A 25,518-nucleotide genomic window follows, 5' to 3' on the forward strand; every position below is an offset into this window, starting at 1 on the left:
GAAAATAGGGTGTGGAAATAAGAAATATTTACTGTTTAGAAAAACAAACTCCATCATAATTATATTATAATGGAGTTTTAAATTTATATGAGCTTAATATTAAAACTTATATACTAAACCTAAGTTGATATCATCTAGATCTAAACCTACACTTACGGCATTAGTAGAATCAGCACCATCAACATCTGGTTTTGCAGTTGCATATGCTAATGCTCCCCAGAAAGCTTCAAGTGCAAAATGATCACTTAAGAAATAGCTTACTCCAGGACCAACATTAAGTCCAAATCCGTTTATTTTAAGCTCACCAGTTCCTTGCTCTTGTTTAGAACTAGCATATTCAAAAGCTAGCTCACCAAATACAGAAAATTTATTAGAAGGAGTAAAGTAATATCTTCCAAAAGCTCCAGCATTAAATGAATTATTTTTTATTTCTTCAGTAAAAGGAGCTTCTTGTTTACTAGTAGTAAAACCTAGTCTAGCACCAACAGCTATATTTTCTGACACAAAGAAACCTACTCTCGGAGTAAATTCAAATGAGTTATTTTTAATATCGCCTGTAGATGTGGAATTGTAACCAAAAGATCCAGAAACAAAAATATCTCCTTTAGTGAAACCTCCATCTTGTGCGTTGATAAAAGTTAATGTGAATACTGCAATTGCAGTTAAAATCATTTTTTTCATAATGTTTGTTTATTTGTTTAATACTCCCATTAGTTACATTGATGGTTATTTTGTTACTCCGGTTTCTCATATTTATTTAATATTTTTTCCTTGTAAAATCTAACACTCTTACTCTCAGTAATTAATAGATTGTTAAATTTTAGTTGTTCATAATATTAGATCATCAATTATGAGTTTCCTCTAGTTTTTAGTAGTAGTTTTTTTAGTTACTTATATACGGTTATAAAAAATAAAGCTACTTTTGAGTATCAACTTATTCTTAGACTATGAAAAGAAATGTTTTTATTTTTCTGGTAATGATTTTTAGTTTCATTTCGATGAAGGCCCAGAAAATTTCAGATGAGGATCCATTATATGCTCGTGCAGGTTTTAAAGGAGGTATAAATTATAGTAGTATTCTTGGTGATGCAGATGATATAAGCGGTAGAGTTAGCATACATCTAGGTGCTGTAGTAGAGTATCCTATTTCTAGTAAGTTCTATGTACAAGGTGAACTTTTATATTCGGCTCAAGGATATAAAGTAGAAGTAGCTGGACAAGAACAAAAAATTAGTCTAAATTATATTTCATTACCTATTATAACAAAATTCTACGTTACAGATAAAATAAGTCTAGAAACAGGACCACAGTTTTCTATTTTGACTACTGTAGGGAATGATGAAGTAGCAGACAATGATCCATTTTTTGATTCTTTTAATGATTTTGATTTTAGTTGGGCATTAGGAGCTGGTTATAAGTTAGAAAGTGGTTTATTTTTTCAGTTAAGGTATAATTTAGGACTTACAAATATTAATGATACTGCAATTATTGATGTAACTAATAGGAATTCAGTAGCACAATTATCAGTAGGATATTTGTTTAAAACTAAAGATAATCGAAGAATCATACGAGAACAATAACAAAATGAAGCTTTTAATATTAAACGGCCCTAATCTAAATCTTTTAGGAAAAAGAGAACCTGGTATATATGGAAGCCAGACGTTTGAAGATTTTTTTTCGGAATTGCAGATGCGATTTAAAGATGTCGAATTAGGATACTTTCAATCAAATATTGAAGGAGAATTAATTACTAAAATTCAGGATGCAGATGAAACTTTTGACGGTGTTATTCTAAATGCGGGTGCTTATACACATACTTCTATTGGAATTGGTGATGCCATAAAAGCAATAGATACACCAGTTGTCGAAGTGCATATTTCTAATACTTTTGGTAGAGAAGAATTTAGACATCAGTCATATATTTCCCCAAATGCCAAAGGAGTTATTCTTGGTTTTGGATTGGATAGTTATGTGTTAGCGATCCAAAGTTTTCTATAACATGCATAAAACATATTTTAATTGGAGTAGTGGTAAAGATTCATCATTAGCGTTATATTATATATTGCAACATAAAGAATATGATATAACTAAACTAGTTACTACAATTAATGATGATTTTAAAAGAGTTTCTATGCACGGATTGAGAGAATCTCTCCTAGATGATCAAGCAATAAGCTTGAATTTACCTTTACATAAAATTAAACTTTCAGCAAGTGTTTCTATGACTTCCTATAATGAAGTGATGAAAAAGAATGTAGAACAACTAAATTCTGATGGGTATACTCATTGCGTTTTTGGAGATATTTTTTTAGAAGATTTGCGATTGTATCGAGAGGAACAGTTAAATAGTGTCGGTATTCAAGGAATTTTTCCACTTTGGAAAAAAGATACTAAAGAACTATTGTTGGAGTTTATTAATCTTGGATTTAAAGCAATCACTGTTTGTGTAAATGCAAAATATCTCAATGATTCTTTTTGCGGTAGGATACTGGATGAATCATTTCTCAATGATTTACCAGAAAATGTTGATCCTTGTGGAGAAAATGGAGAATTCCATACTTTTGTTTTTGATGGTCCAATTTTTAGCAATCCAATAAACTTCGAAATAGGAGAGAAGGTGTTAAGAAATTACTCTCCATCGGCTGATGATGACGATAATTGTTTTTCTGATAAGGATGATAAAAGTTGGGACACTTCGTTTTGGTATTGTGATTTGATACCTAAATAAAAAAACACCGAACTAAAACTAACTAGATCGGTGTTTGTAATATAAAAGATTTATGTTATTGATGGTTTTGAAATAATTTTTTAATCATTTCCATGATTTCTTTATCTTTTTCTTCAGATGCATGAGGGTGTATTTTAAAACCATAATATTTTTTTGCGTTAGGTCTTTTGTCAGTATAATCACCGATGATTTTTTTCTTACCTTTTGATTTTATTAAAATACCTTTTTTATATTTAATTGATTTGATTTCAATTTCCTTCATAGGAACATAAAGTTCATCCCAAACCTTTGTTGAGTGAGGAACAGGATATGAGAATTTCTTCACTCTTAATGTGTCATTTTTAATAGACATTAGTTCATAAAAGTATTTTGTTCCTTGATTGTTATCATGATATTTTTTTAATTCATTGTTTATCTTTTTAAGTTGATATATTTCATTATAACCTTCTTCTTGAGCAGAAATATTCAGTGTTATGAGGAAAAAAAAAGCGCAATAAATTAATTTAAATGTAATTGTTTTCATGTAGGGGTTTTATTTATAATTAATAATTCTATAAGATGTATAACCTTTTGATTTTCGTTCTGTCCAATTATTTCTTTTATCAAATTGGATATATAACCAAGTAAATAACAGATTTTGATCTATAGTTGTAGAGTAAGTAATAGTCTCTATATTTTTGGAGTTTAAATAAGTAATGTTTTCATAACTAAATACATCAAAAGAGAATTTTTTAATTTTTAGGTCTTTATTCCAAATTAGAAAATCCTTAGATTCATTGACATTAAAATATACATCATCATTTTTTATTATATCTAAACTAAATCTAATCATTTGGTTATCATAATGATACAATATATTATAAACTTCTGTAACTTGATCTTTTCTGAAATATTTAATCTCTTTTAAAACACCAGAAGAATTATAGTTAAACTTGTATAACAGTCTATTCTTGATGTAAACACTATTTAATTTGTCATTTGAATAGTTAAAATGATATTTAAAAATGATATGATTTTCAATTTCATCTCTTTTTATTTGATATTCTATTTTAGATAAAACGTTCTTGTGATAGTCAAACGTTATATTTTCAATAAAACCATTTTTTAGAATAGAGTTAAATACAATATTTTCAATTTTATCATCAGAGTTTAGATGCGGGATGTAGTCGTATATACCTTGAATCTCCTGATTTCTTTTTGTTAACTCTAGGTTTAAGAAAAAGTTGACCAAAGTTTGATTTATCTTTTTAGTCTTAACATCAACTTTGTAGGACTGAAATAGAAAAGCCAAACAAATGACTATTGTTATAGTAAGTAACTTTTTCAACATCTTTGGACAGTGAACAAAATTTTAAACAAAAAAAGCGCTTTAAAGCGCTTTTTTTGAATTATTTTTTATAGATGTATTACTTCATCGTACGCATCAGCAACTGCTTCCATAACAGCTTCACTCATTGTCGGATGCGGATGTATCGTTTTTAATACTTCGTGGCCTGTAGTTTCTAATTTTCTACCTAATACAGCTTCTGCGATCATATCAGTAACTCCTGCACCAATCATATGACATCCTAACCACTCACCATATTTAGCATCAAAAATCACTTTTACAAAACCATCCTTAGTTCCAGCGGCACTTGCTTTACCAGAAGCAGAGAAAGGAAATTTACCAACTTTGATTTCGTATCCAGCTTCTTTTGCTTGATTTTCAGTCATTCCTACACTGGCAATTTCAGGAGATGCATATGTACATCCAGGTATATTACCGTAATCAATTGCCTCTACGTGCATTCCAGCTATTTTTTCTACACAAGTAATACCTTCTGCAGACGCTACGTGAGCTAATGCAGGGCCAGGAACAACATCACCTATAGCATAAATACCAGGAATATTAGTTTGATACCAATCATTTACTACGATTTTATCTCTATCCGTAGCAATTCCTAGTTCTTCTAAACCTATATTCTCTATATTAGTTTTGATACCAACAGCAGATAAAACAATATCTGCCTCTAGAATTTCTTCTCCTTTTTTAGTTTTTACTGTAGCTTTTACTCCGTCACCACTTGTATCAACACTTTCCACAGAAGAATTTGTCATTACCTTAATACCAGCTTTCTTGAAGCTTCTGCCAAATTGTTTTGATACCTCTTCATCTTCTAATGGAACCAAATTAGGTAAGTACTCTACAATGGTAACTTCTGTACCCATTGCATTATAAAAATGAGCAAATTCTACTCCAATCGCTCCAGAACCAACAACAATCATTTTCTTTGGTTGTGATGCTAACGTCATAGCTTCCCTATAACCTATTACTTTTTTACCATCTTGTGGTAGGTTTGGTAATTCTCTTGATCTAGCACCTGTTGCAACGATAATGTGCTTTCCTTCATAATCAGAAGTTTTTCCTTCATTATCGGTAACAGTTACTTTATTGTTAGCTTTTAATTTACCATACCCTTCAATAACATCGATTTTGTTCTTTTTCATTAGAAATTGAACACCTTTACTCATTCCCTCAGCGACACCACGACTTCTTTTTACAACCGCATCAAAATCTTTATCGAATTTTTCAACTGTTAAACCATAATCAGAAGCGTGTTTTAGGTAATCAAATACCTGTGCACTTTTTAATAAAGCTTTTGTTGGGATACATCCCCAATTTAAACAAACACCTCCAAGGCTTTCTTTTTCAATAATAGCAGTTTTAAACCCTAATTGAGAAGCTCTAATAGCAGTAACATAACCACCAGGTCCACTTCCTAATACGATAATATCATATGCGCTCATAAATGTGAATTTTTTGAAGAAACGAATTTACGGATAATTCGGTTAATCAAAAAGGGTTTTATGGATTCCGTTTTCATAATAATACCCTAATAAAATTCATAAAAAAACACTATCATAATGATAGTGTTAATTTTTTTTCAATTTCCTTATCTTTTTAGAATAATAAGGAATAATGTTTATTTTTTAGTTGCTTAAAATTCTAGGTTTAGCGCAGATTGTACTTCATCAAAGTTTAATAAATTGATGTCTGTGTTTTCTGCAAAAGAAGCTGGTACAACAACAACTCTGAATGTTTGATTAGTTGTTAAATCCGCAGGAACTAATTCTGGTGCATTACTCTCTAATAATACATCTACATCACCAGAGGTGAAATTAAATCTATATAACACAGTAATATCACCACCACTTCCATCATCTAAGAATATAGTAGCTGTTGGTAATGGCTCCCAAACATCTAAATTATTATCTACAGCTTCGAGTCGATATACTAGTACCACATCTGAATCAAAAATGTTTTCATTAAAAAAGAAACGATGCCCGAATTCGTTAGCTTGATTAAAGTTTGTAGTAAATTCAAAAGTTGATCCAATCGTATCGAAGTCTACGTCGTCATCGTTTACGCAAGAAGTGAATACAAGTGTTGATAAAAATAAAAGTGCAAAAATCTTTTTCATAATGTGTAATTATTTGTTGTTTCTGATATGAGATTTATATATCAATAAGTGTTCCAAAGTAGAGAATTGATAGTTTTTATGTTTTGTTAAAATCAATACTAGCTGAATTTACACAATATCGCTGACCGGTTTCTGTAGGACCATCATTAAAAATATGTCCTAAGTGACTACCGCAGTTTACACATAAAATTTCTGTTCTAATCATTCCATGGGATGTGTCTTTTATGTATTCTACAGTTCCTTCTATAGATTCGTCAAAACTGGGCCATCCACATCCAGAATCAAATTTGGATGTACTCGTAAATAAAGGAGTGCTACAGCCCATACATTTATATGTTCCATCTTCTGAATGAATATTATATGTTCCAGTAAAAGGGCGTTCAGTGCCTTTTTCTCTCAATATTCTATATTGTTCTTCTGTAAGTTCTTTTTTCCATTCTTCTTCGGTCTTATGAAAAGGATATTTACTCATTATTTATCTTTTTTTGGTTCGAATACTAATGCATCTCCATTAATACAATGTCTTTTTCCTGTTGTTTCTCTAGGGCCATCATTAAAAACATGCCCTAAATGTCCTCCACAAGTTGAGCATACTAACTCGGTCCTTGCATATCCTAATTTATAATCAGTATCTACATCTACATTTCCTTTAACAGCTCTATCAAAACTTGGCCAACCTGTTCCACTATCAAACTTATGTTTACTTTTATATAAAGGTGTTTTACAGGCAGCACATTTAAAGGTCCCCGAAGCATATACCTTATTTAGTGGGCTAGAAAAAGGTCTTTCAGTCCCGGCTTGTCTAAGAATATAGTATTGATCGTTAGTTAAAATTTCTTTCCACTCTTTGTTACTTTTACTAACGGCATATTCTTTCTTTTCTATTTTACTGTCTTTTTGAGCAGTACCTGTGCAACTTATAGTCAGAATACTGATGCACAGAATGAGAATTTTTTTCATTTTATTCAAATTAAAGTTCTTGTATCTATATAGTCGTTTGCAAGTTTAATCAATAACAAAATATTTACGATTAAGAAATAAACGTTACAATTTGTTTTATTATTGATTGGTCTCCAAGAATTTTGCGATGACCTAGTTTCTCTGTTAACAATATTCTCCCATTTTTTAATTTACTCTCAATCTCCAATGCGGAGCTATAATGAACATCCACATCGTTCTTGTCATGAATTACTAATGTAGGTGTTTTTATACCTTCCGCAGAAATACCACCGGAATAGTTATCTAGATCTTCACCATAATGGTCATCAAAATATTGCTTCATTAAACGACCAGTTTTATTACCTAATTGTAAATTTTTAGCAAAATCTTTAGTAATTTTAGTAATGCTATTCGCTGTTCCAACAATAACTAGTTTTTCTAATCCTAAACCTAATTTAGTTGCCCTTAATAACGACATTCCACCTAAGGAATGACCAATAGCTGCGTAAAATGGTCCATGTGTATTTTCTAAATGATGAATTGTTTCAATGAAATGAATCATATTACTTCTTTTTCCCGGGGCTTCTCCATGTGCTGGTGCATCAAAACTTATTGTACTATATCCAATTTTTAGTAATTGATCTGCTATCATGGAAAGTTGGGTTCCGCTGCCAGACCATCCATGAACTAATAAAATTTTTTTGTTAGATTCTCCATAGCTATAAACAATAACTTCTCTGTTTATTTTTTTTATTAAAACATTTTCCTTGCGACTTTTAATAGCCATTGTTTTCTCTCTCTCAGGACGTTTGTATTTAAAAGGAGTTAAAAATAATCTAGCAGCAAACCTTGAAGCCAAAAAGGGAGAAATCCAGTCTAATATCTTTCCAGTATATAAAATAGGCTTCGGAATAAGCAATGCTTGAACAGGTATTAGGTCTTTATCAATCTTAGTCATGAACCAATTATGAATTATACTTTAAAATTATAAAGAACCAAGGAAGTTGTAAGGAATATTATGAATAATTAACATTTTTGAAATCATTGTAGAATAAAACTAAATATATTTTATAAAATCTTTTATAAAAGTGGATAAAGTGCTTAATTTTGTAGCTTATTTTTAATCAATAGCAAATGCGGGTAAATCCCTCTGAAATAGAAAAAAAAGAACAAAAAGTTTTATACGATTATCAGGCTAGGGATATCGACAAGATTTTTGGGCGTTTGCAAGAGTTTTCCGGAAAGTATAATTTACTTTATCAATTGCCAACAGGTGGAGGTAAAACTGTAATATTTTCTGAAATTGTTCGAAGATATATTGAAACTACTAAGAAAAAAGTAGTAGTTCTTACACATCGTATTGAGCTTTGTGATCAGACATCTAATATGCTTACAGAATTTAATGTAAAGAATAAGATCATTAATAGTAATGTAAAAAAATTAGAAGATCAGAATGAATTTATGTGTTTCGTAGCAATGGTAGAAACACTGAATAATCGTCTTAATGATGACCAATTAGAGATTGATAATGTGGGAATGGTTATTATAGATGAGGCTCATTATAATTCTTTTAGAAAATTATTTCGCTTTTTTGATACTTGTTTTATTCTAGGTGTTACTGCCACACCTTTAAGTTCTAATATGAAACTTCCTATGAAGGATAATTATAGGGAGTTAATAGTAGGAGATACGATCACTTCTCTAATAGGAAAAGGGTTTTTAGCTAAACCAGTTACTTATACATATGATGTAGGGCTTGGTTCTCTGAAAATTGGAATGAATGGGGATTATACTGTTAAGTCTTCAGAAGATTTGTATACAAATGCACTTATGCAAGATAAATTGCTAAAGGCATATGAGGAAAGAGCAAAAGGTCAGAAAACATTGATTTTTAACAACGGTATTAATACATCTATTCAGGTATATGATGTTTTTAATAGAGCAGGATATCCAATACGACATTTGGACAATACGAATAGTAAGCAAGAACGAGCTGATATTCTAAGGTGGTTTAAGTACACGGATAATGCAATTCTTACTTCAGTCAGTATATTAACTACCGGTTTTGATGAACCTACTGTAAAGACAATTATTCTAAACCGTGCTACGAAATCATTAACACTTTATTTTCAAATGATTGGTAGAGGGTCAAGAATATTACCAAAAAAATCAGAATTTTCTATTATAGATATGGGTAATAATACTGCTCGTTTTGGTTTGTGGAATGGAGAGATCGACTGGCAAACAATATTTAGATCTCCTGATTTTTATTATGAAAGTCTGGTTAGTGATGATGAAATTGAACGTAATTTTAAATACGTCATGCCAGAAGAAATAAGGAAAGAATTTAGTAATTCTAGTGATATAGATTTTGATATAGAGGCGGAGTATGCGAATACTAAAAAGTATGGATTACGAAGCAAAAGTGTTTTGGAAAAATCTATAGAGCAGCATGCTAAGATGTGTGCAGAAAATAGTGAAGATGTTTTTGATGCTCGAATTCTTAGTAAACTATTAGACCATGATATAGAGTATCGTGTTCGGAGATATTCTTATTGTATTAGTAAAAGCACTAAAAATTATAGAGATTGGTTACAGGAAGATTATGGAAGGAAATTGAGATCTAAAATTAATCAGATGTTTTTATAACGGTATTTAGGCTTTTACAATCATTTTTCCATTGTTTTAGCCAAAAATAATATGTTTAGTGCTTTAGTTAACTTTATAAATCCTTTTATAAATAGTTTCTTGATATCTTAATTAAACCGTTTTGCGCCAAAGGTGTCATTTCTAGAAGCAATTCATCCATTCTATTATTATAGCCTCTGGCAATCACTCCTTGGATAGTTGCTTTTTTTTGTAAATAAAAAGCTAGGGATCAGCTATTTGTGGTGTGTATAGCCCACCTGAGTATTGTGATATCTGTCCATAGATAATTATTCGAGCGTTGATATTGATATGATCAAAAACAGTATCTGTTATATCTCTACCTACATTATCGTAGTATATATCTATTCCTTTTGTAGATATCTGTTATAGTTTTTTAGATCGTGTTTAGTGGATGTGGATTCTCCTATGTATTGCTTTTTGATTGTTGGATTCGGATATAAGGATCTACACTGAAATAAACAGATTTTAGTAATACTTTTCCTGATTACAAACCTATAATTGTTATTGTATTTTCTTGTAATGTGTAATGATTCTGATCAACAAATTTTTCAGGTCTTTTAATGTAGATCCATTGTCTGTTTCGAGATTATTTCACTATTCTCGAATGTTTATTTTAATTGATAGAACTATATTTCTATTTCTCCAATTAAATACGGTACAGCATATCCACTTAAAAACACCCTATCTTTTTCAACTCTACAATCTAATTCACCCCCTCGTTTAGATAATTGATGAGCTTTGAGTTTTGTTTTTCCAAGTTTTTCTGCCCAAAATGGGACTAAAGCAGCATGTGCAGATCCTGTTACAGGATCTTCTAATGGTATATCAAGGTTTGCATCAAATACTCTCGACACAAAATCCGATGTATTCCCCTGAGCTGTTATAACGGTGCATAGATAGGGGAGTCCTTTTAATACATCTAGTGTAGGTTCTTCATTTAAAACGTCTTCCTCAGAGGCAACAGTGATTATTAAATCTCTTCCTCCATATGCTTTTATGGGGTTCGATTTAAAAGCTTTGTATACTTCTTTAGGAATTTCAATTGGTTTTGGTGGTCTAGAAGGGAAATCTAAAGTAATTGTATTATTCTCTTCTTTTTTAGCTTTAAGAATACCGCTTTTAGAAGAAAAAATTATTTCATTTATAGAGGTATCTACATAATTGAAAATTACAAAAGCAGCGGCTAAAGTTGCGTGTCCACATAAATCAATTTCTGCATAAGGCATAAACCATCTAATTTCATAGATATTATCTTTTTTTACGAAATAGCCAGTTTCTGATAGATTGTTTTCAATAGCAATGTTTAATAGAGTTTTATCATCTAACCAATGAGGTAAATGGCAAATAGCTGCTGGATTTCCTCCGAAGAGTTTTTGTGTAAAAGCATCAATTTGATATATTGGAATTTTCATGAGTTTGTAGTTTTTTAATGATTTGTAGTGAGATAATTATAATTGATATGTTGTTGTAGATAGTTTAATGTCAGTTTTTTATTTTATTATTCAATAAATTTTAAGGATTTGACCTGTATTATTAGTTGTTAATGAATACTCATATATTTTTACGACATCTTTGATGTCTACAGGGAAATAGCCGGCGAATTTTTTGTCTTTAGGGAAATCACTTGATATCGCACCAGGTGCAACAGTATTTAAACGAATGCCTCGATCTAGTTCTTTAGACGCAGTATTGACATAACTATGAATTGCTCCGTTAACCAATGATAAAGCTACTGCGTTTGGTTCGTAATGTTCAGCGAGAATTCCGGTGGTTAATGTGATTGAGCCATAATCGTTTAAGTGATTTTTTGCTACGTGTACTAGGTTAACCTGTCCCATTAACTTGCTTTTGATTCCGATATAATAATCTTCTTCTTTAAGATCTGAAAGTGATTTCCATGATGCTGTCCCTGAGGCGTTAATAACAGCGTCTAGTTTAGGTAGTTTGTTAAAAAGAGATTCTATAGATTCTTTATTACTTATATCAACAGGAAAGGATGAGCTGTTTCTATGAGCGCCATATACCTCGTGATGTTGTTGAAGTGATTTGTAAATTTCTTTGCCTATTGTTCCGGTTGATCCTATTACTAATATTTTCATAATTATATATTTGATTTTATAAATATGTATTTTTAAATTTTTTATAGATTATATCTTATTTCATTAATATATTCTTGAATAACTTTTTCGTTTCTTTTAAAATACGTCCATTTTCCATGTCTTGTTGGTACTATAAGTCCAGCTTTGTTCATAACTGCCAAATAGTGAGAAATAGTTGGTTGTGATAATCCAGATTTATCTTTAATAAATTGCCCACATACACCAAAATCAAAATGACCTAATTCGGAATGGGGTGGGAAGTTTGATTCTGGATCTTTTAACCAATTTAGAATGTCTAATCTTGTTAAATTAGCCAATGCTTTGTTTATTTCTAATACTTGTTCCTTATTCACAGATCAAATATACATATTTAATTTTATAAATATGTATTAGTCATTTAAATTACAGTAATTTTATAAAACTTACTATAATTCATATGTTCTTGATTAGAACATTGGTATATCTATCTAGATTTTTTAGAACAATATCACTTCCTTTAACAACTACTTCTAATGGATTATCACCTTTATAGACAGGTAATTCGGTTGTTGCCGAAAATCTCTTGTCCAGACCACGAAGCATTGATCCACCTCCAGTTAAAAAGATTCCAGTTTTGTAGATGTCTGCAGAAATTTCTGGTGGTATATCACATAAAGTATCTAATACTGAGTTTTCTATTTGTGTTATGGATTTATCAAGACTCTTAGATATTTCTTTATATGTTATATATACTTGTTTAGGTTTACCTGTTAACATATCTCTTCCTTGTATAGTAGTTTTTTTTGGAGGTTCTTCTAAAGTATCAATTGCCGAACCAATTTTGATTTTAATACTTTCTGCCGTACTTTCTCCTATATGTAAATTATGTTTTTCTCTTACATATTGCGTGATGTCATTGTTAAATACGTTCCCTGCAATTTTAACAGACTTTCCTGCTATAATTCCACCAAGTGTTATCACAGCTATTTCGGTAGTACCTCCACCTATATCAATAACCATATGGCCCTTAGGCTGTAATACATCGATTCCTGCTCCTATAGCTGCAGCCATAGGCTCAGAGATTAAATATATTTTTTTAGCATTAAGTCGTCTTGCAGATTCTTTTACCGCTCTCATTTCTACTTTTGTAATACCGCAAGGAATGGCGATAATCATATTGTAAGATTTAATAAAAAATGCACTACTTATATCTGATAGTTTTTTAATCAGAATCTTAAGCATCTTTTCTGATAAATCGAAATTAGCAATGACACCATTTCTTAAAGGATAGGAAGTTTTAATATTCTTATGAATTTTACCTCGCATTGAACTTGCTTCCTTTCCAACGGCTATTATTTTACCAGTAATTTTGTTAACTGCTATTATTGAAGGAGCGTCTATTGCTATTTTACCTTTATGAGTAATTAATGTGTTAGTTGTACCTAGATCTACGGCTATCTTATTGTTTAAAAAGTCAAAAAAGCCCATGTTTGTGTGTTAAGTTAGTATCGATTAGCATTGTATAAATAAATCATTTTTCTTAAATGATTTTATACTTTAGGGTTGCTAATTCATTATAACTCTCATATACATATTATATTGTTGTACTTGTTTTATAGTGATGATAATCAATATTTTATGTTTTTGATTAAAGATCAGAAGATGTTATTTCATTGATTTAGATATTTTAGTTTTTATATAATTATATGTATTAGTAACTTCTTCATAGTGGGGATTTTTGGTAGTCAAATATGTTTTATTTGTTGTCGGATAAAATTTTTGTCACTAACTATCGTTTTCCAGATAGTTTCCTTTATTTTTGCTGCTAATGATGCGTAAATACATATTTCTGGTAATCATTTTTCTTACCACATTGACCTATTCACAGATAGGAGGTAGGTACACTTATCAATTTTTAAATTTGGTTTCTTCGCCAAAACAAGCTGCGCTTGGAGGTAAGTATGTTACTGGTTATAATATGGACCCTACTTCAGCAATGCTTAATCCAGCTACGATTAACATTGAAATGGATAACCAATTATCTGTAAATTATGTAAATTATATTGCTGATGTTAATTATGGATCTGTATCATATGCAAAGGCTTTTGGAGAAAAACAAAGAGTATTTCATGCAGGAATTACTTATATCAATTATGGTAAGTTTGATGGTTTTGATGAATTTGGAAATGAAACTGGAGATTTTGGAGCCGGAGAGGTAGCAGTTTCCGTAGGATATGGATATACAATTCCGAATTCAAATTTTCATGTTGGTGCGAGCGGAAAATTTATTTCTTCAAAATTAGAGGAGTATAGTTCTTTAGGAGGTGCATTAGACCTGGGGTTGATTTATCATAATCCGGAATCGAAATTTGATTTTGGTTTTGCAGTTCGTAATTTAGGTACTCAATTTACTACCTATGATAATACTAGGGAGGATTTACCTTTATCTGTAGACATGGGGTTTGCTCAAACCTTAAAAAATGTTCCCATTAGATGGAATTTAACATTGGAAAACCTTCAGATTTGGGATGTGGCTTTTAGAAATCCGGCTCGTGATATAACCGATCTTGAGGGTAATGTAGAGGCCGATGATCCTAGTTTTATTAATAATGCATTACGCCATGTTGTGGTTGGATTAGAATTTTTTCCAGAAAGTGGTTTTAATGTTCGTTTGGGATATAATTTTAGAAGATCGGAAGAATTGAGAATAGAAGATCAAAGATCTTTTGCGGGACTTAGTGGTGGTTTTTCTTTAAAACTAGGGAAGTTTAGGTTTGCTTATTCTTATGCCCGCTATAATTCTGCAGCTTCTTCTAGTACTTTTGGTGTAAACGTAAATCTTCAATAGTGATTCGTAAGATAATAATAGCAATAGATGGATATTCTTCAACTGGTAAAAGTACAGTTGCAAGACAATTAGCCAAAGAATTAGGGTATATATATGTTGATACTGGTGCTATGTACCGAGCAGTTACTTTATATGCTATGCAACAAGGGTTTATTGATGAAAATCAATTTGATAAAGATGCGTTAGCAAAGAACCTTCATTTGATTAATATTAGATTCGAAGTAAGTTCTAGCACTGGTCTAGCAGAAGTTTTTTTAAATGATGTTAATGTAGAAAAGGAAATTAGAACCTTAAAAGTCTCCAGACAAGTTAGTCCTGTAGCTGCAATATCATCTGTTCGTAGAAAATTAGTTGAACAACAACAATTAATGGGTAAGAATAGTGGTATAGTAATGGATGGTAGGGATATTGGTACAGTTGTTTTTCCGAATGCAGAGTTAAAGTTATTTATGACAGCTACGGCCAAAGATAGGGCAGAACGCAGGTATAAGGAACTTATTGAGCGAGGAGAAGATGTTACTTATGAAGATGTTTTGAAAAACGTAGTCAATAGGGATCATATAGATAGTACAAGAAAAGATTCACCTCTTCGTAAGGCTGATGATGCAATAAAAATAGATAACTCTAATTTAACTCTTGTAGAACAATTTGATCAAATCCTTAATATTGCTAAAAAAACGATAACTAAAATAAATAGTTAGTAGTTGTTGATAATTAGATGTTTTAGGAAAAAGCTTATTTGTAGTCTTCAACTTCTCTAAGTTCATAGAATAACATTTTTCCTTTAGTCCATTCTATTAACTCTTTAGACGTATTTTCTTCCTTAACTAAAAGAACTCTGTTTAGAATTAGAAGGTTGTCTTTAAACTTGTATCGTAAAGGAATTGTGGTGTCAGAAACGGCATATAAAGGAGTTTCTTTTAGTATTTTATATTCTTTACCATTATTCATTACCACGGTCTTTTTAGACTCATATATGATATTGGTTTTAGATAGAACTTGCCCATAGCCAGAAAAAGCAATTACTAGAAAGAATGAAAATAAAATTGATTTCATAATTATGTATAGTTTTGGCGGGGTGTGTTTACGGTAAAACCTCAAAGTTAAACAATTTATTATTTCTAAAGAGTATTTTCTAATAAACACTAAGAATTATTTTTTTAAATGTGTTTCTGTATTTTGTTGATTACCAGTGTTATTTAAAAAAAACCACCAAAACGAATTGTTTTGATGGTTTTGAAAATATTAAAATTGATGTTTTCTTATTTTATAATAATTGCGTGATTGGATAGTTTTCCTTCAATATCTAAAGAAAGGATATAAGATCCAGATTGAATTCCTTGTAAATTTATTGATTTATTATTTACCGTTCCATTAGATACTCTTCTTCCTCTTAGATCATAAAGATTGTAATTGATGTTTAAATTAGGTGCAATTACATTTAAATACCCATTTGTTTGGATAGGGTTTGGATATGCACCTATCTGTAATGCGTTAGTGGTTGTAAAGCTTTCAATTTCTGGCCCTCTTGCAGTTCCACCAACCGAGAATGTAGTTGATTCGGACCCTCCAAAAGATCCACCAGAAGCTAAAATTGTACTTCCTGCGGTTAATGTATATGAACCATTTCCATAAGAACAGCAAATTCCATCACCATAAGAATCATTAATGGTAAATGTATATGATCCAGCATCCAGACATTCGGTAATAGAAATTGTAGAACCATCAGGTTGTGAAGCATACGTTCCTCCAGAAGCTACTACTTGGTTACTGCTATTGGTAATTTGCCAACTTGTTTCTTCTGGATAGTTATCTAATGTTATAGATAAAGTTACATCAGTGCAAGAAGGAGGTGTTATAGTACCTGTAGTTAAGTTAATATCATCAACTGTTATATCACCAGCCCATGAAGAACTAGTAATGCCATTAAATCTAAGTTGAACTCCAGAACCGGTTAATGCTGCTAGATCAACACTCGCATTTTGCCAAGAATTTCCTTGATTACCAGATTCAGACCATAAAGATGTCCAAGTGGCACCATTATCGTTACTTCCTTCTAGAGTTAATGTTCCCATACTATTACCATACATATGATATTGAAAAGTAAATGTGGCTTGATTGGTTCCAGTTAGATCAAAACAAGGAGAGTTTAAAATAGCTCTTTTGTTCGGATATCCATTTCCATTTCCAGATGCTTCAATATACATATAAAAAGATCCTTCAGCAGCACTAGACGGTCCTGTGTTACGTGAAGGGGTACCATTAGAATCTCTAGTCCAATTAATATCATCGCTTGTAGCTTGAGACCAATTTCCTAATCCATTTTCAAAACCTTCACTATAAGGAAATGAAGAAATTCCTCCTGTACAACCTGTATTAGGAGTTCCAGCATCAGTAGTAATATTTACGGTATTACTAAAATTTGATTCATTTCCAGCAGCATCTTTAGCTTTAACTCTAAAAGAATATGCTGTTTCTGACGATAGTCCAGAAGCTGTATAAGATGCACTCGCTACTGTTGCAATCACAGTATCACCTCTATAAACATCATATCCAGTAACAGCAACATTATCTGTAGAAGCATTCCAAGAAAGATCAGTAGAACTGCTTGTCGTGTTAGAAGCTGTTAAACTGGATGGAGTAGAAGGAGCTTGTGTGTCTGGAGTTACTACACCAGAAATTTCAAAATCAGTATTAGAAATATCAAAGAAAATATTTCCAGAACCTTTAACCATAATTCTATTTTGAGTTCCTTGAACATTAGGAACCGTAATATTATGAGAACCATCGTTTGGTACTCCAGTTGCTAATGCGATAGAATAAGTATCTCCTCCGTCTGTAGATAACAAAATATCTACGTTAGAAGCATTAATTCCATTTCCAGTAGTTCCGGCTACATCCCAAGTTATTGTTTCATTGGCATTTGCTGACCAACTAACATTGGTGTTAGGTGTATTTACTATAAATGGTCCTGCATTTGCTGTAACATTTACACTCATATCGTCACTATTATTTCCAGCACCACCCGCTTTATTATCTCTTACGGTTAGTCTGAAATTTAGAGTTCGGGTAACGTTAGGAATAGCTTCCCATTGCCAAGAAGTAGCTCCGGTCTTTACAGTTTCTAATCTCGGAAAATATCTTTTATTAGAGATAGAAGGGTTAAAAGATCTAAATGCTACACCAGATGTTCCCGTAACACTTGGATATGTAGAAGATGCATTGTTTTCATCTCTTTGTTCCCAGCAATATGTAAGCACATCACCAGAATTAGTATCTGAACCCTGACCTTCTAGCACAAAAGGGGTTCCTCTTGGGATCGTATAGTTAGATCCTGCATCAGCAGTTGGAATAGCATTACCAGTATTAGTGTTTGTTTGACAGCTTGTAGATTTCACATAGTTAGTTACTTGCTCAATAGAATAAAAATGAAAATAAGGATCACTATTCTGTTGAACATCTGTAGCACCTGTTATACCTGCATATCCCATAATAGTAGTTCCACTTCCTGGCTCAAAATGAGCATTAGTACCTTCATTTCTAATTGAAAATGTATGGTTAGCTCCAAATTGATGTCCAATTTCATGAGCTACATAATCTACATCAAAAGCATCACCTATCGGAGTACTTCTAGAAGTAAAGGCACTTCCTTTACTTCCGTTCACACAAACACAACCAATACAACCAGCATTACCATTATCACCTGCTTTTGCAAATAAATGCCCGATGTCATAATTTGCTTCACCAATAACATTTGTTAAAGTTGATTGAAGTTGACTGTTAAAACTACCGGTATAAGGATCTGTATTAGCATTAGTATAAATAACATCATCAGTGTTTCCTATAAGAACCATTGTAACCGCAAAATCGCTTTCAAAAATACCATTTACACGGGTCATAGTTGTATTGATAGCTGCTAAAGCACCAGCTTTAGTTCCTCCATGGAATTCTGTATACTCACCATTTGTGGAAACAGCTAAACGGTATGTTCTTAAAGTGCTATCGTCAGCATTTTTCATATTTGATGAAGTGGACTGGCTCAGATTAGGTGTGTCTCCATCAACTAAACATTCAAATTTCTTAATTGTATCTGATTTTTGGTCTCTAGTATAAATTGTATACGTAGTACCATCTGTAGAAATAGGCTCTATAAATACTGTAGCCCCATTACTTAAGCGCATACTTTGCAGTCCTAATGGAGACATACTAAACCTTACTCTTGTAGTAGGGTCCGCAATACTTTGTCCTGAATAGGATTTAATTCCAGGATATTTAGCAGCAAGTTCATCACTAAATACTGGAGCTTCAAATACTCTATAGGATTCCATGCTTCCGTCTGCATTAGGCAATGGAATGATAGTAGATGATTGAGTAGATTTTCCTCTTAATGGAGAATTAGCAAGTATTTTCTGAATACTATTTACATCTAACGTGAAAAGAGTGTTCGTTGGTAAGTTCTTTTTTGTTGAAATAACATTAGAACTTTTAAGATTTGTGTTTGTTTTTGTCCATGGGTTTTGGGCAAAACAGAGACTTATCATGAATAAGCCCATGATTAAAGATAATCGTGTTTTCATAATTAATAATAAATTGAGTTAGTGGGTTCAAAAGTAGAGATATTTTCATAATTTTTGTGAAATAGTTAACATTAAAATGATGTTTAGTTAATAATTGTATTAAAATTGGTAATATATAGTAGGTTTTAATGTAAAATACTCAATTCACAGGTTCTTTTTAGTGGTAAATTAATCGTATTGATATTGTTAAATTATTAAGTAATTTGTAATGGGTTCTTGATTGATTAGTATATGAGGAGTAATAGGAAAGCAAAAAAAGATCGCTTAAAAGCGATCTTCATATAGTATAGTAAGAAAATTATCTATCGTTCTTATAAGTTAGGGATAATTAATTCTTGGTCTGGGTGAATTACATCTGGATTTTTCAAGATATGAGTATTGGCTGCAAAGATTTCCTTATATTTCATTGGATCCTTATAGTAATGCTTTGCTATTTTACTTAATGATTCACCACTTTTTACGGTATGTCTATGGTATACAGAAGCATCTGCAACATCAATATTAGCTTCAATATCAGATGGAGTTTCGCCACCGATTTCTTTTATTTTATCCCAAAGTTGATTTTTCTCGTATTGAGTGTTAGCAGTTCCTTTTACTTTAAGTACACCATTTTCTTCGGATACATCACCATTTTGGATATTTAATTCTTGTCCTAGATCCAAAACGTCTTGATATTTTGCTTTAACCATAACTAAGTTGATTTTTTAAATTATTAATTAGATTTACTCAAATATAATAATTTATAGAGTTGGTTTTATATTATTTACTCATTAAAAAACATCTTTTTATCGATGAAATACATAATTTATCTATATTCGAATACTTTTAAATAAATATAAATATGTTTAGAAAACGATACTATTACCTTATTCAACTACAATATTTAGGTTTTAGATATCATGGGTGGCAGAAACAACCTAACGTCAATACATTACAAAGAATGGTAGAACGAACCATTAATTATGTGTTAGAGACAAAAGATTTCAAAGTATTAGCTGCCGGAAGAACAGATGCTAAGGTGTCGGCTAATGAAGCTTATGTCGAATTATTTGTTGATCATAACCCACTTATCTTAAAGGATTTTTTTGAGTTGTTTAATCAAAATTTACCACAAGATATTAGGGGAATTAGTATACAAGAGACAAATGAGCATTTTAATATTATACAGCACCCTAAGATTAAAGAATATATATACTTGTTTTCTTTTGGGAAAAAATTTCATCCATTTAGTGCTCCTTTCATGTATAATGTTATGGAGGACTTAGATATTGATAGTATGATCAAAGCTGCAAAACTATTCGAAGGAAAGCATAACTTTAGATCTTATTGTCATAGACCTAACGAAAAAACTGTTTTGCATGGTGAAATAATAGCATGTGAAATCATAAAGAATACATTGTATACAGCAAGTTTTTTTCCAGAGACTAGTTATTTTTTGAAGGTAAAAGGCGAAGGGTTTAAAAGAAATCAAATACGATTGATGATGGGAGTGTTATTGGATTTAGGGAAAGGTAAAATTGACGTTAATTTTATTAAAAAAACATTGAATCCTAATGAAGAAGAGATTATTTTAGAGCATATTGTTCCAGGTTCTGGGTTAATTTTAAATGCTGTACAATTAAAAGATTAATTAAATGAAAGTAATATCCACTAACATAGGGGAGGCAAAAACAATTTCTTGGAGAGGAAAAGAGGTTAAAACTGGTATTTATAAACATCCAATAGATCAACCAATTTTTCTAGGAACAGAAGATGTAAAAGGAGATCATGTCGTTGATAGACGTGTTCATGGTGGTGTAGATAAAGCTTGTTATTTATACGCGGCAGAACATTATCCGTATTGGAAGGAAAAATATCCTAATCTTGATTGGGATTATGGTATGTTTGGTGAAAACCTTACCATCTTAGGGCTTGATGAACGGATAATTAATATTGGTAGTATTTATAAATTAGGAGAAGCATTGGTACAAGTTTCGCAACCTCGACAACCTTGTTATAAACTAGGAGTTCGTTTTGGAACTCAAACCATATTAAAACAATTTATTGAAGCACTAATACCTGGAGTGTATCTTAGAGTATTAACTCCTGGTATCGTTAAAATAGATGATATACTTATACCAAAAGAAATACATACAGATGGAATATCAATTCAAGATATGTATAAGTTATTCTATGATCAAAATTCTCATGAGGCTTTAGCAAAGAAAGCAATCAATGATCCTTTTGTTACTCCGAATAATAAAAAGAATATTCTAAATAGATATGGAAGCTCGATTTCTTAATAAACTATGAGCATTAGGATAGTCAAAAACTTAATTATTGGTGCTGGCCCCGCTGGATTGGCAGTTGCAGGACGTTTTAGAGAACAAAATGTTTCTTTTGAAATTATTGAAAAAACAAATAAGATTGCTTGGAGTTGGCATCATCACTATGATAGACTTCTGTTACATACGGTAAAAGAGCTTTCGTATTTACCTCATTTAGAATTTCCTAAAGAATATCCCAGATATGTTCCTAAAGCTAAATTGACTCAATACTATGAGTTTTATGCAAAACATTTTAATATCAACCCTCAGTTTAATTTAGAAGTAAAATCCATAAAGCGAGAAAATGGCCATTGGCTAGTAAAAACAAACAAACAAAACTATCAGGCAGATAATGTGATAGTGGCTACAGGAGTGAATAGAGTTCCTCTCTTACCTATTTGGAAAAATCAAGAGAATTTTAATGGAGAGATTATCCATAGTAGAAATTATAAAAATGCGAAACCTTTTATAGGTAAGAAGGTACTTGTGGTTGGTATGGGAAATACTGGTGCCGAATTGGCGCTGGATCTAAGCGAACATAATATTGATGTAAGCATTTCTGTCAGGAGTCCTCTTCTTATTGTGCCTAGAGATATTAATGGTCGTTCTGTGCAGCTCACAGCAAGAAAACTAGAGAGGTTACCTTTTGGTTTAGGAAGATGGATTGGTAAACAAGTACGTAAAGTTGTTATTGGTGACCTTTCTAAATACGGGATTTTATCTTCTATTAAAGATCCAATTGATCATTTAAGACAAACGGGAAAGACACCTGTTATAGATCTAGGTACTGTTAAACAGATTAAGTCGAACAAAATCAAAGTAGTTGGAGATATTACATCATTTTATACAAATGGAGTGCAGTTAAAAAATGATATTAAATTAGATTTCGATGTTGTTCTTTTAGCTACGGGTTATAGAGCCAAAATAAGTGATTTTATTGAAAACACTGATGAACTGTTAGATCAATATAATATTCCTAAAAAAGTCATTGCAGATGGAATGCACAAGGGGTTGTATTTTGTAGGTTTTGATAATTATAAACTTGGAGGGATATTAGGTACCATTGTAACTGATTCTAAAACAATCGTATTAGAAATTATGAAAGGTAATAAATAACAGTGTTTGATTCTTATTTAATTTAGAAAAACCTATAACGTTATTATAGAGTACAATACTTAGTATGGATTTAAAAATTGTATGATTTATTAATCCTAAAGGGATAATAAACATTTATTAGTGGACTTATAAAATTACCTCTGTAATTATTTTAGTTGCGTTCTTCTAAAACTGCTAGAGCTAGTTTAATAGTATTATAATCCATTGCTTGCTCAAAATGCTCGAAGTAAGGTTTTAGTGTATCAGGATTACCCAAAGTTTCTTTGGCCTTTTTTATGGAGTTAATATCTGTATTACTAACAAATTGTTTTAAATCAATGTCTTCACCATCGTTATACAACTTCATTATGTGAGAAAAAACAGTTGACTGTGCGAGTTTTCTTTCTTGAGCGATTTCTTCAATAGAGAACCCTTGTTTATATAAATTCAGAGTTTCTTTATGTGAATTTCCTTTGTTTTTATTAGTTTTCTTCTTTTTGGTTTTTTCGGCGGAAAAATCGATAATTGTTTTAATGAACTGATATCCATAATTTTGCATTTTCATTTTTCCAACACCGCTGATTTGCATAAATTCATCATCGCTCATAGGTCTTACTTTTTCCATTTCTTTTAGTGTAGCATCATTAAAAATTTGATAAGCAGGAATACCAGCTTCTTTAGCAAGATTTAATCGTAACTCTCGTAGTTTATCAAATAAAGTATTAGATGAAACTTTTTTAGTCTGTAGAACAGTCTTTTCTTTTATCTTTTCTAATTCTGTAAGATTAGCAAGATGTACTTTTTCATTTTCAAAAAGTACTTTTTTCGAAAGCTTAGTAAGTTTTAATTTGTTATTTAAATGAAAAGCAATTTCTATATATCCTTGATTAATTAACTGTATAATGTATTGTTGCCAATCTCTCCAAGAAATATCACTTGCTATACCATATGTTTTTATGCGTTGATATCCTTTATCTAGTACAATAGCATTTTGAGCACCTCTTAGCACATCTATTACTGTTCCTATTGGTTCTTCTTCCTTGATTCTAGCAACCGTAGATAGCGCTTTTTGGGCAATTATGGTTCCATCAATGAAACTAGGAGGGTTTTTACATACATCGCAATTACCACAATCTTCTTCAATTAATTCTCCAAAATAACTAAGTAATATTTTCCTTCTGCAACTTAGCGAATCCGCATATTGCTTCATTCTGTCTAATTTTGCCATCTGTACTTCTTGGTTACCCGATGTAGTAGCAAATTTTTGTAATTGTACGACATCTGCATAACTATGAAAGAGTAGTGTAGCTGATGGTAATCCATCTCTTCCTGCACGACCGATTTCTTGATAGTATCCCTCAATGTTTTTTGGTAAATTATAATGAATAACCCATCGCACATTAGATTTGTCAATTCCCATCCCAAAAGCAATGGTGGCACATACAATTTGAACACTATCGTTTATGAAACTTTCTTGAACTTTAGCTCTTTTTTCATGAGGAATTCCAGCGTGGTATGCTTCTGCTATAAATCCTTGACCCTGTAATTTTTCGGCTAACATTTCGGTAGTCTTTCTACTTAAACAGTATATAATACCAGAATCATTAGGTTTATTTTCAAGAAAATTAATTATTTGCTCAATTCTCTTATTTCCGGGACGAACCTCTAGACTTAAATTTTTACGATCAAAAGAGGCTAAGAACTGTGTAGCATTTGTAATGTTAAGTTGTTGGCAAATATCTTGTCTAGTCGCTTTGTCAGCTGTAGCAGTTAATGCGATCAAAGGTGTATCAGGAAATCGACTTTTTAGATATCCTAACTGTGTATATGCCGGTCTAAAATCATGACCCCAAGAGGAAATACAATGAGCTTCGTCAATAGCTATTAAGCTAATTTCTATCTGAGATAATAAAGAATCTAAAAAACTTAAGCTTTCTGGAGCTACATAAAGCAATCTAATATCTTTATTCAGGAGTTTTTGATAAATTTCTTGCTGTTCATTTTCATTCTGACTACTGTTTACAAATGCAGCTTGTATACCATTAGCTTTTAATCCATCTACCTGATCCTTCATAAGAGCTATTAATGGAGAAATCACTAAAGTAATGCCAGGAAGTAATAAGGCTGGTAATTGATAACATATAGATTTTCCACCACCAGTAGGCATTATAACAACATTATCATAACCATTGAATATAGAATTTACAATATCTTCCTGTAAAGGTCTAAAGCTATCATATCCAAAATATTCCTTTAGCGTACTTAAAATTTGTTTTTGATCTGGCATAAATGCAAAGAAAAGAAAAAGCTTTCAAAAAATAAATGATACTACTTAGACCTTAAATATAAAATCGATTATCTGTTGAAACTTTATACATGTTGATCAAGCAGAATTGTATTTCCATCTGGATCAGTTAATAAAACGCTTGCTGGTCCGCCAGTACTTTCATCAGCCTCTTTTTGCAGTACTACATTTTTATTTTTAAGGTGGTTTTGAATTTCTCTTACATCGTTAAATTTTTCAAGTTTATTAGCTTCTTGATCCCATCCAGGGTTAAAAGTGATAATATTATTTTCAAACATTCCTTGAAAAAGTCCAATAAGCGTGTTCTCATTTTTCATTATCAAATAATTGCTTTTTATGTCTCCTGCAAATACTTCAAATCCCAAGTTCTCATAAAATTCTTTTGAGATATGAATATCTTTTACATTTAGACTGATAGAAAATGCTCCTAATTTCATTTTTATGTTTTTTGCGGTTGATCATAAAATTAATGAAATTTCTATTTATTATAAATATGATAATTTATCTTTTG

26 protein-coding genes are annotated in these 25,518 nt (G+C 31.3%); 9 read left to right on the forward strand and 17 right to left on the reverse strand.

Annotated features, from left to right (window positions below; all coding sequences use genetic code 11):
- Positions 1–99 precede the first annotated feature (99 nt).
- Complete coding sequence (locus BMY33_RS02115; protein ID WP_091404886.1) at positions 100–681, reverse strand: outer membrane beta-barrel protein; 582 nt, start codon at positions 679–681, stop codon at positions 100–102.
- A gap of 296 nt (positions 682–977) precedes the next feature.
- On the opposite strand from BMY33_RS02115, the gene BMY33_RS02120 reads away from it, so the two are divergent.
- From BMY33_RS02120 to BMY33_RS02130, 3 genes are read left to right on the forward strand one after another with little or no spacing between them, the layout of a single operon-like run.
- Positions 978–1,580: a porin family protein gene (locus BMY33_RS02120; protein WP_280139524.1), complete on the forward strand. Its 603-nt coding sequence runs from the start codon at positions 978–980 to the stop codon at positions 1,578–1,580.
- A gap of 4 nt (positions 1,581–1,584) precedes the next feature.
- Complete coding sequence (aroQ, locus tag BMY33_RS02125) at positions 1,585–1,998, forward strand: type II 3-dehydroquinate dehydratase (protein WP_091404890.1); 414 nt, start codon at positions 1,585–1,587, stop codon at positions 1,996–1,998.
- A gap of 1 nt (position 1,999) precedes the next feature.
- Complete coding sequence (locus tag BMY33_RS02130) at positions 2,000–2,728, forward strand: Dph6-related ATP pyrophosphatase (RefSeq protein WP_091404892.1); 729 nt, start codon at positions 2,000–2,002, stop codon at positions 2,726–2,728.
- A gap of 55 nt (positions 2,729–2,783) precedes the next feature.
- On the opposite strand, the gene BMY33_RS02135 is transcribed toward BMY33_RS02130, so the two are convergent.
- The 7 genes from BMY33_RS02135 to BMY33_RS02165 all read right to left on the reverse strand — a co-directional run bounded on the left by BMY33_RS02135 (position 2,784) and on the right by BMY33_RS02165 (position 8,086).
- Positions 2,784–3,251 carry a hypothetical protein gene (locus BMY33_RS02135; RefSeq protein WP_091404894.1) on the reverse strand — a complete coding sequence of 156 codons (468 nt, stop codon included), beginning with the start codon at positions 3,249–3,251 and terminating at the stop codon, positions 2,784–2,786.
- Between the two features lie 9 nt (positions 3,252–3,260).
- Positions 3,261–4,019: a hypothetical protein gene (locus BMY33_RS02140; RefSeq protein WP_139195570.1), complete on the reverse strand. Its 759-nt coding sequence runs from the start codon at positions 4,017–4,019 to the stop codon at positions 3,261–3,263.
- A 104-nt stretch (positions 4,020–4,123) separates the two neighbouring features.
- The gene (lpdA, locus tag BMY33_RS02145) at positions 4,124–5,515 is read right to left on the reverse strand and encodes a dihydrolipoyl dehydrogenase (protein ID WP_091404899.1); all 1,392 of its coding nucleotides are present in this window, start codon (positions 5,513–5,515) and stop codon (positions 4,124–4,126) included.
- 191 nt (positions 5,516–5,706) lie between these two features.
- Complete coding sequence (locus BMY33_RS02150) at positions 5,707–6,189, reverse strand: hypothetical protein (RefSeq protein WP_091404900.1); 483 nt, start codon at positions 6,187–6,189, stop codon at positions 5,707–5,709.
- Positions 6,190–6,265: 76 nt separating this feature from the next.
- Positions 6,266–6,661 carry a peptide-methionine (R)-S-oxide reductase MsrB gene (gene msrB, locus BMY33_RS02155; protein WP_091404902.1) on the reverse strand — a complete coding sequence of 132 codons (396 nt, stop codon included), beginning with the start codon at positions 6,659–6,661 and terminating at the stop codon, positions 6,266–6,268.
- The gene (gene msrB, locus BMY33_RS02160; RefSeq protein WP_091404904.1) at positions 6,661–7,149 is read right to left on the reverse strand and encodes a peptide-methionine (R)-S-oxide reductase MsrB; all 489 of its coding nucleotides are present in this window, start codon (positions 7,147–7,149) and stop codon (positions 6,661–6,663) included. The genes msrB (BMY33_RS02155) and msrB (BMY33_RS02160) overlap by 1 nt, the downstream gene beginning before the upstream one ends.
- 70 nt (positions 7,150–7,219) lie before the next feature.
- Positions 7,220–8,086 (reverse strand): alpha/beta fold hydrolase, encoded by an 867-nt coding sequence (locus BMY33_RS02165; protein WP_091404907.1) that lies wholly within the window; start codon positions 8,084–8,086, stop codon positions 7,220–7,222.
- Positions 8,087–8,262: 176 nt separating this feature from the next.
- Between BMY33_RS02165 and BMY33_RS02170 the strand changes: the two genes are divergently transcribed.
- The gene (locus BMY33_RS02170) at positions 8,263–9,777 is read left to right on the forward strand and encodes a DEAD/DEAH box helicase (RefSeq protein WP_091404909.1); all 1,515 of its coding nucleotides are present in this window, start codon (positions 8,263–8,265) and stop codon (positions 9,775–9,777) included.
- A 647-nt stretch (positions 9,778–10,424) separates the two neighbouring features.
- On the opposite strand, the gene BMY33_RS02175 is transcribed toward BMY33_RS02170, so the two are convergent.
- The 4 genes from BMY33_RS02175 to mreB all read right to left on the reverse strand — a co-directional run bounded on the left by BMY33_RS02175 (position 10,425) and on the right by mreB (position 13,364).
- Complete coding sequence (locus tag BMY33_RS02175) at positions 10,425–11,210, reverse strand: PhzF family phenazine biosynthesis protein (RefSeq protein ID WP_091404911.1); 786 nt, start codon at positions 11,208–11,210, stop codon at positions 10,425–10,427.
- 90 nt (positions 11,211–11,300) lie between these two features.
- Entirely contained in the window at positions 11,301–11,897 is a 597-nt protein-coding gene (locus tag BMY33_RS02180; protein ID WP_091404913.1) for a short chain dehydrogenase, read from the reverse strand.
- A 41-nt stretch (positions 11,898–11,938) separates the two neighbouring features.
- A complete protein-coding gene (locus tag BMY33_RS02185; RefSeq protein ID WP_091404915.1) occupies positions 11,939–12,250 on the reverse strand; it encodes an ArsR/SmtB family transcription factor in 312 nt (103 codons plus the stop codon).
- 79 nt (positions 12,251–12,329) lie between these two features.
- A complete protein-coding gene (mreB, locus tag BMY33_RS02190; protein ID WP_091404918.1) occupies positions 12,330–13,364 on the reverse strand; it encodes a rod shape-determining protein in 1,035 nt (344 codons plus the stop codon).
- A gap of 343 nt (positions 13,365–13,707) precedes the next feature.
- Between mreB and porQ the strand changes: the two genes are divergently transcribed.
- Both porQ and cmk read left to right on the forward strand, forming a co-directional pair.
- On the forward strand, positions 13,708–14,724 hold the full coding sequence (gene porQ, locus BMY33_RS02195; RefSeq protein WP_342028411.1) for a type IX secretion system protein PorQ: 1,017 nt from the start codon (positions 13,708–13,710) through the stop codon (positions 14,722–14,724).
- Positions 14,725–14,726: 2 nt separating this feature from the next.
- Positions 14,727–15,425: a (d)CMP kinase gene (gene cmk, locus BMY33_RS02200; protein ID WP_091406062.1), complete on the forward strand. Its 699-nt coding sequence runs from the start codon at positions 14,727–14,729 to the stop codon at positions 15,423–15,425.
- A gap of 34 nt (positions 15,426–15,459) precedes the next feature.
- On the opposite strand, the gene BMY33_RS02205 is transcribed toward cmk, so the two are convergent.
- From BMY33_RS02205 to BMY33_RS02215, 3 genes are all read right to left on the reverse strand, one after another.
- Positions 15,460–15,780, reverse strand: coding sequence for a hypothetical protein (locus BMY33_RS02205; RefSeq protein WP_091404922.1), 321 nt, complete (start codon positions 15,778–15,780; stop codon positions 15,460–15,462).
- 206 nt (positions 15,781–15,986) lie between these two features.
- Positions 15,987–19,301 carry a reprolysin-like metallopeptidase gene (locus BMY33_RS02210; protein ID WP_091404924.1) on the reverse strand — a complete coding sequence of 1,105 codons (3,315 nt, stop codon included), beginning with the start codon at positions 19,299–19,301 and terminating at the stop codon, positions 15,987–15,989.
- 311 nt (positions 19,302–19,612) lie between these two features.
- Positions 19,613–19,990 (reverse strand): LysM peptidoglycan-binding domain-containing protein, encoded by a 378-nt coding sequence (locus BMY33_RS02215; RefSeq protein ID WP_091404927.1) that lies wholly within the window; start codon positions 19,988–19,990, stop codon positions 19,613–19,615.
- A gap of 152 nt (positions 19,991–20,142) precedes the next feature.
- Here BMY33_RS02215 and BMY33_RS02220 point away from each other — a divergent pair, with 152 nt between their 5' ends.
- Genes BMY33_RS02220 through BMY33_RS02230 form a run of 3 tightly spaced genes read left to right on the forward strand, consistent with a single transcriptional unit; the run spans position 20,143 to position 22,723 of the window.
- On the forward strand, positions 20,143–20,931 hold the full coding sequence (locus BMY33_RS02220; RefSeq protein ID WP_091404929.1) for a tRNA pseudouridine synthase A: 789 nt from the start codon (positions 20,143–20,145) through the stop codon (positions 20,929–20,931).
- Positions 20,932–20,935: 4 nt separating this feature from the next.
- Positions 20,936–21,583, forward strand: a complete 648-nt coding sequence (locus BMY33_RS02225; protein WP_091404932.1) for an MOSC domain-containing protein — start codon at positions 20,936–20,938, stop codon at positions 21,581–21,583.
- Between the two features lie 6 nt (positions 21,584–21,589).
- The gene (locus BMY33_RS02230; RefSeq protein WP_091404935.1) at positions 21,590–22,723 is read left to right on the forward strand and encodes a flavin-containing monooxygenase; all 1,134 of its coding nucleotides are present in this window, start codon (positions 21,590–21,592) and stop codon (positions 22,721–22,723) included.
- A gap of 151 nt (positions 22,724–22,874) precedes the next feature.
- Here BMY33_RS02230 and recQ read toward each other — a convergent pair whose 3' ends face one another.
- Positions 22,875–24,989 (reverse strand): DNA helicase RecQ, encoded by a 2,115-nt coding sequence (recQ, locus tag BMY33_RS02235; protein ID WP_091404937.1) that lies wholly within the window; start codon positions 24,987–24,989, stop codon positions 22,875–22,877.
- 83 nt (positions 24,990–25,072) lie between these two features.
- On the reverse strand, positions 25,073–25,444 hold the full coding sequence (locus BMY33_RS02240; protein ID WP_091404939.1) for a VOC family protein: 372 nt from the start codon (positions 25,442–25,444) through the stop codon (positions 25,073–25,075).
- Positions 25,445–25,518: the final 74 nt, after the last annotated feature.

Origin of the sequence: Aquimarina amphilecti (assembly GCF_900109375.1) — a bacterium.
Taxonomy (GTDB): Bacteria; Bacteroidota; Bacteroidia; order Flavobacteriales; family Flavobacteriaceae; genus Aquimarina; species Aquimarina amphilecti.

Coding starts and splice junctions, on each gene's coding strand:
- BMY33_RS02135 (WP_091404894.1), bottom strand. CDS start 3,251: ATGAAAACAATTACATTTAAATTAATTTATTGCGCTTTTTTTTTCCTC.
- BMY33_RS02205 (WP_091404922.1), bottom strand. CDS start 15,780: ATGAAATCAATTTTATTTTCATTCTTTCTAGTAATTGCTTTTTCTGGC.
- BMY33_RS02150 (WP_091404900.1), bottom strand. CDS start 6,189: ATGAAAAAGATTTTTGCACTTTTATTTTTATCAACACTTGTATTCACT.
- msrB (WP_091404902.1), bottom strand. CDS start 6,661: ATGAGTAAATATCCTTTTCATAAGACCGAAGAAGAATGGAAAAAAGAA.
- BMY33_RS02220 (WP_091404929.1), top strand. CDS start 20,143: ATGTTTAGAAAACGATACTATTACCTTATTCAACTACAATATTTAGGT.
- msrB (WP_091404904.1), bottom strand. CDS start 7,149: ATGAAAAAAATTCTCATTCTGTGCATCAGTATTCTGACTATAAGTTGC.
- BMY33_RS02130 (WP_091404892.1), top strand. CDS start 2,000: ATGCATAAAACATATTTTAATTGGAGTAGTGGTAAAGATTCATCATTA.
- mreB (WP_091404918.1), bottom strand. CDS start 13,364: ATGGGCTTTTTTGACTTTTTAAACAATAAGATAGCCGTAGATCTAGGT.
- BMY33_RS02230 (WP_091404935.1), top strand. CDS start 21,590: ATGAGCATTAGGATAGTCAAAAACTTAATTATTGGTGCTGGCCCCGCT.
- BMY33_RS02215 (WP_091404927.1), bottom strand. CDS start 19,990: ATGGTTAAAGCAAAATATCAAGACGTTTTGGATCTAGGACAAGAATTA.
- BMY33_RS02120 (WP_280139524.1), top strand. CDS start 978: ATGATTTTTAGTTTCATTTCGATGAAGGCCCAGAAAATTTCAGATGAG.
- BMY33_RS02210 (WP_091404924.1), bottom strand. CDS start 19,301: ATGAAAACACGATTATCTTTAATCATGGGCTTATTCATGATAAGTCTC.
- porQ (WP_342028411.1), top strand. CDS start 13,708: ATGCGTAAATACATATTTCTGGTAATCATTTTTCTTACCACATTGACC.
- BMY33_RS02225 (WP_091404932.1), top strand. CDS start 20,936: ATGAAAGTAATATCCACTAACATAGGGGAGGCAAAAACAATTTCTTGG.
- BMY33_RS02165 (WP_091404907.1), bottom strand. CDS start 8,086: ATGACTAAGATTGATAAAGACCTAATACCTGTTCAAGCATTGCTTATT.
- BMY33_RS02180 (WP_091404913.1), bottom strand. CDS start 11,897: ATGAAAATATTAGTAATAGGATCAACCGGAACAATAGGCAAAGAAATT.
- aroQ (WP_091404890.1), top strand. CDS start 1,585: ATGAAGCTTTTAATATTAAACGGCCCTAATCTAAATCTTTTAGGAAAA.
- BMY33_RS02115 (WP_091404886.1), bottom strand. CDS start 681: ATGAAAAAAATGATTTTAACTGCAATTGCAGTATTCACATTAACTTTT.
- BMY33_RS02240 (WP_091404939.1), bottom strand. CDS start 25,444: ATGAAATTAGGAGCATTTTCTATCAGTCTAAATGTAAAAGATATTCAT.
- lpdA (WP_091404899.1), bottom strand. CDS start 5,515: ATGAGCGCATATGATATTATCGTATTAGGAAGTGGACCTGGTGGTTAT.
- BMY33_RS02175 (WP_091404911.1), bottom strand. CDS start 11,210: ATGAAAATTCCAATATATCAAATTGATGCTTTTACACAAAAACTCTTC.
- BMY33_RS02170 (WP_091404909.1), top strand. CDS start 8,263: ATGCGGGTAAATCCCTCTGAAATAGAAAAAAAAGAACAAAAAGTTTTA.
- recQ (WP_091404937.1), bottom strand. CDS start 24,989: ATGCCAGATCAAAAACAAATTTTAAGTACGCTAAAGGAATATTTTGGA.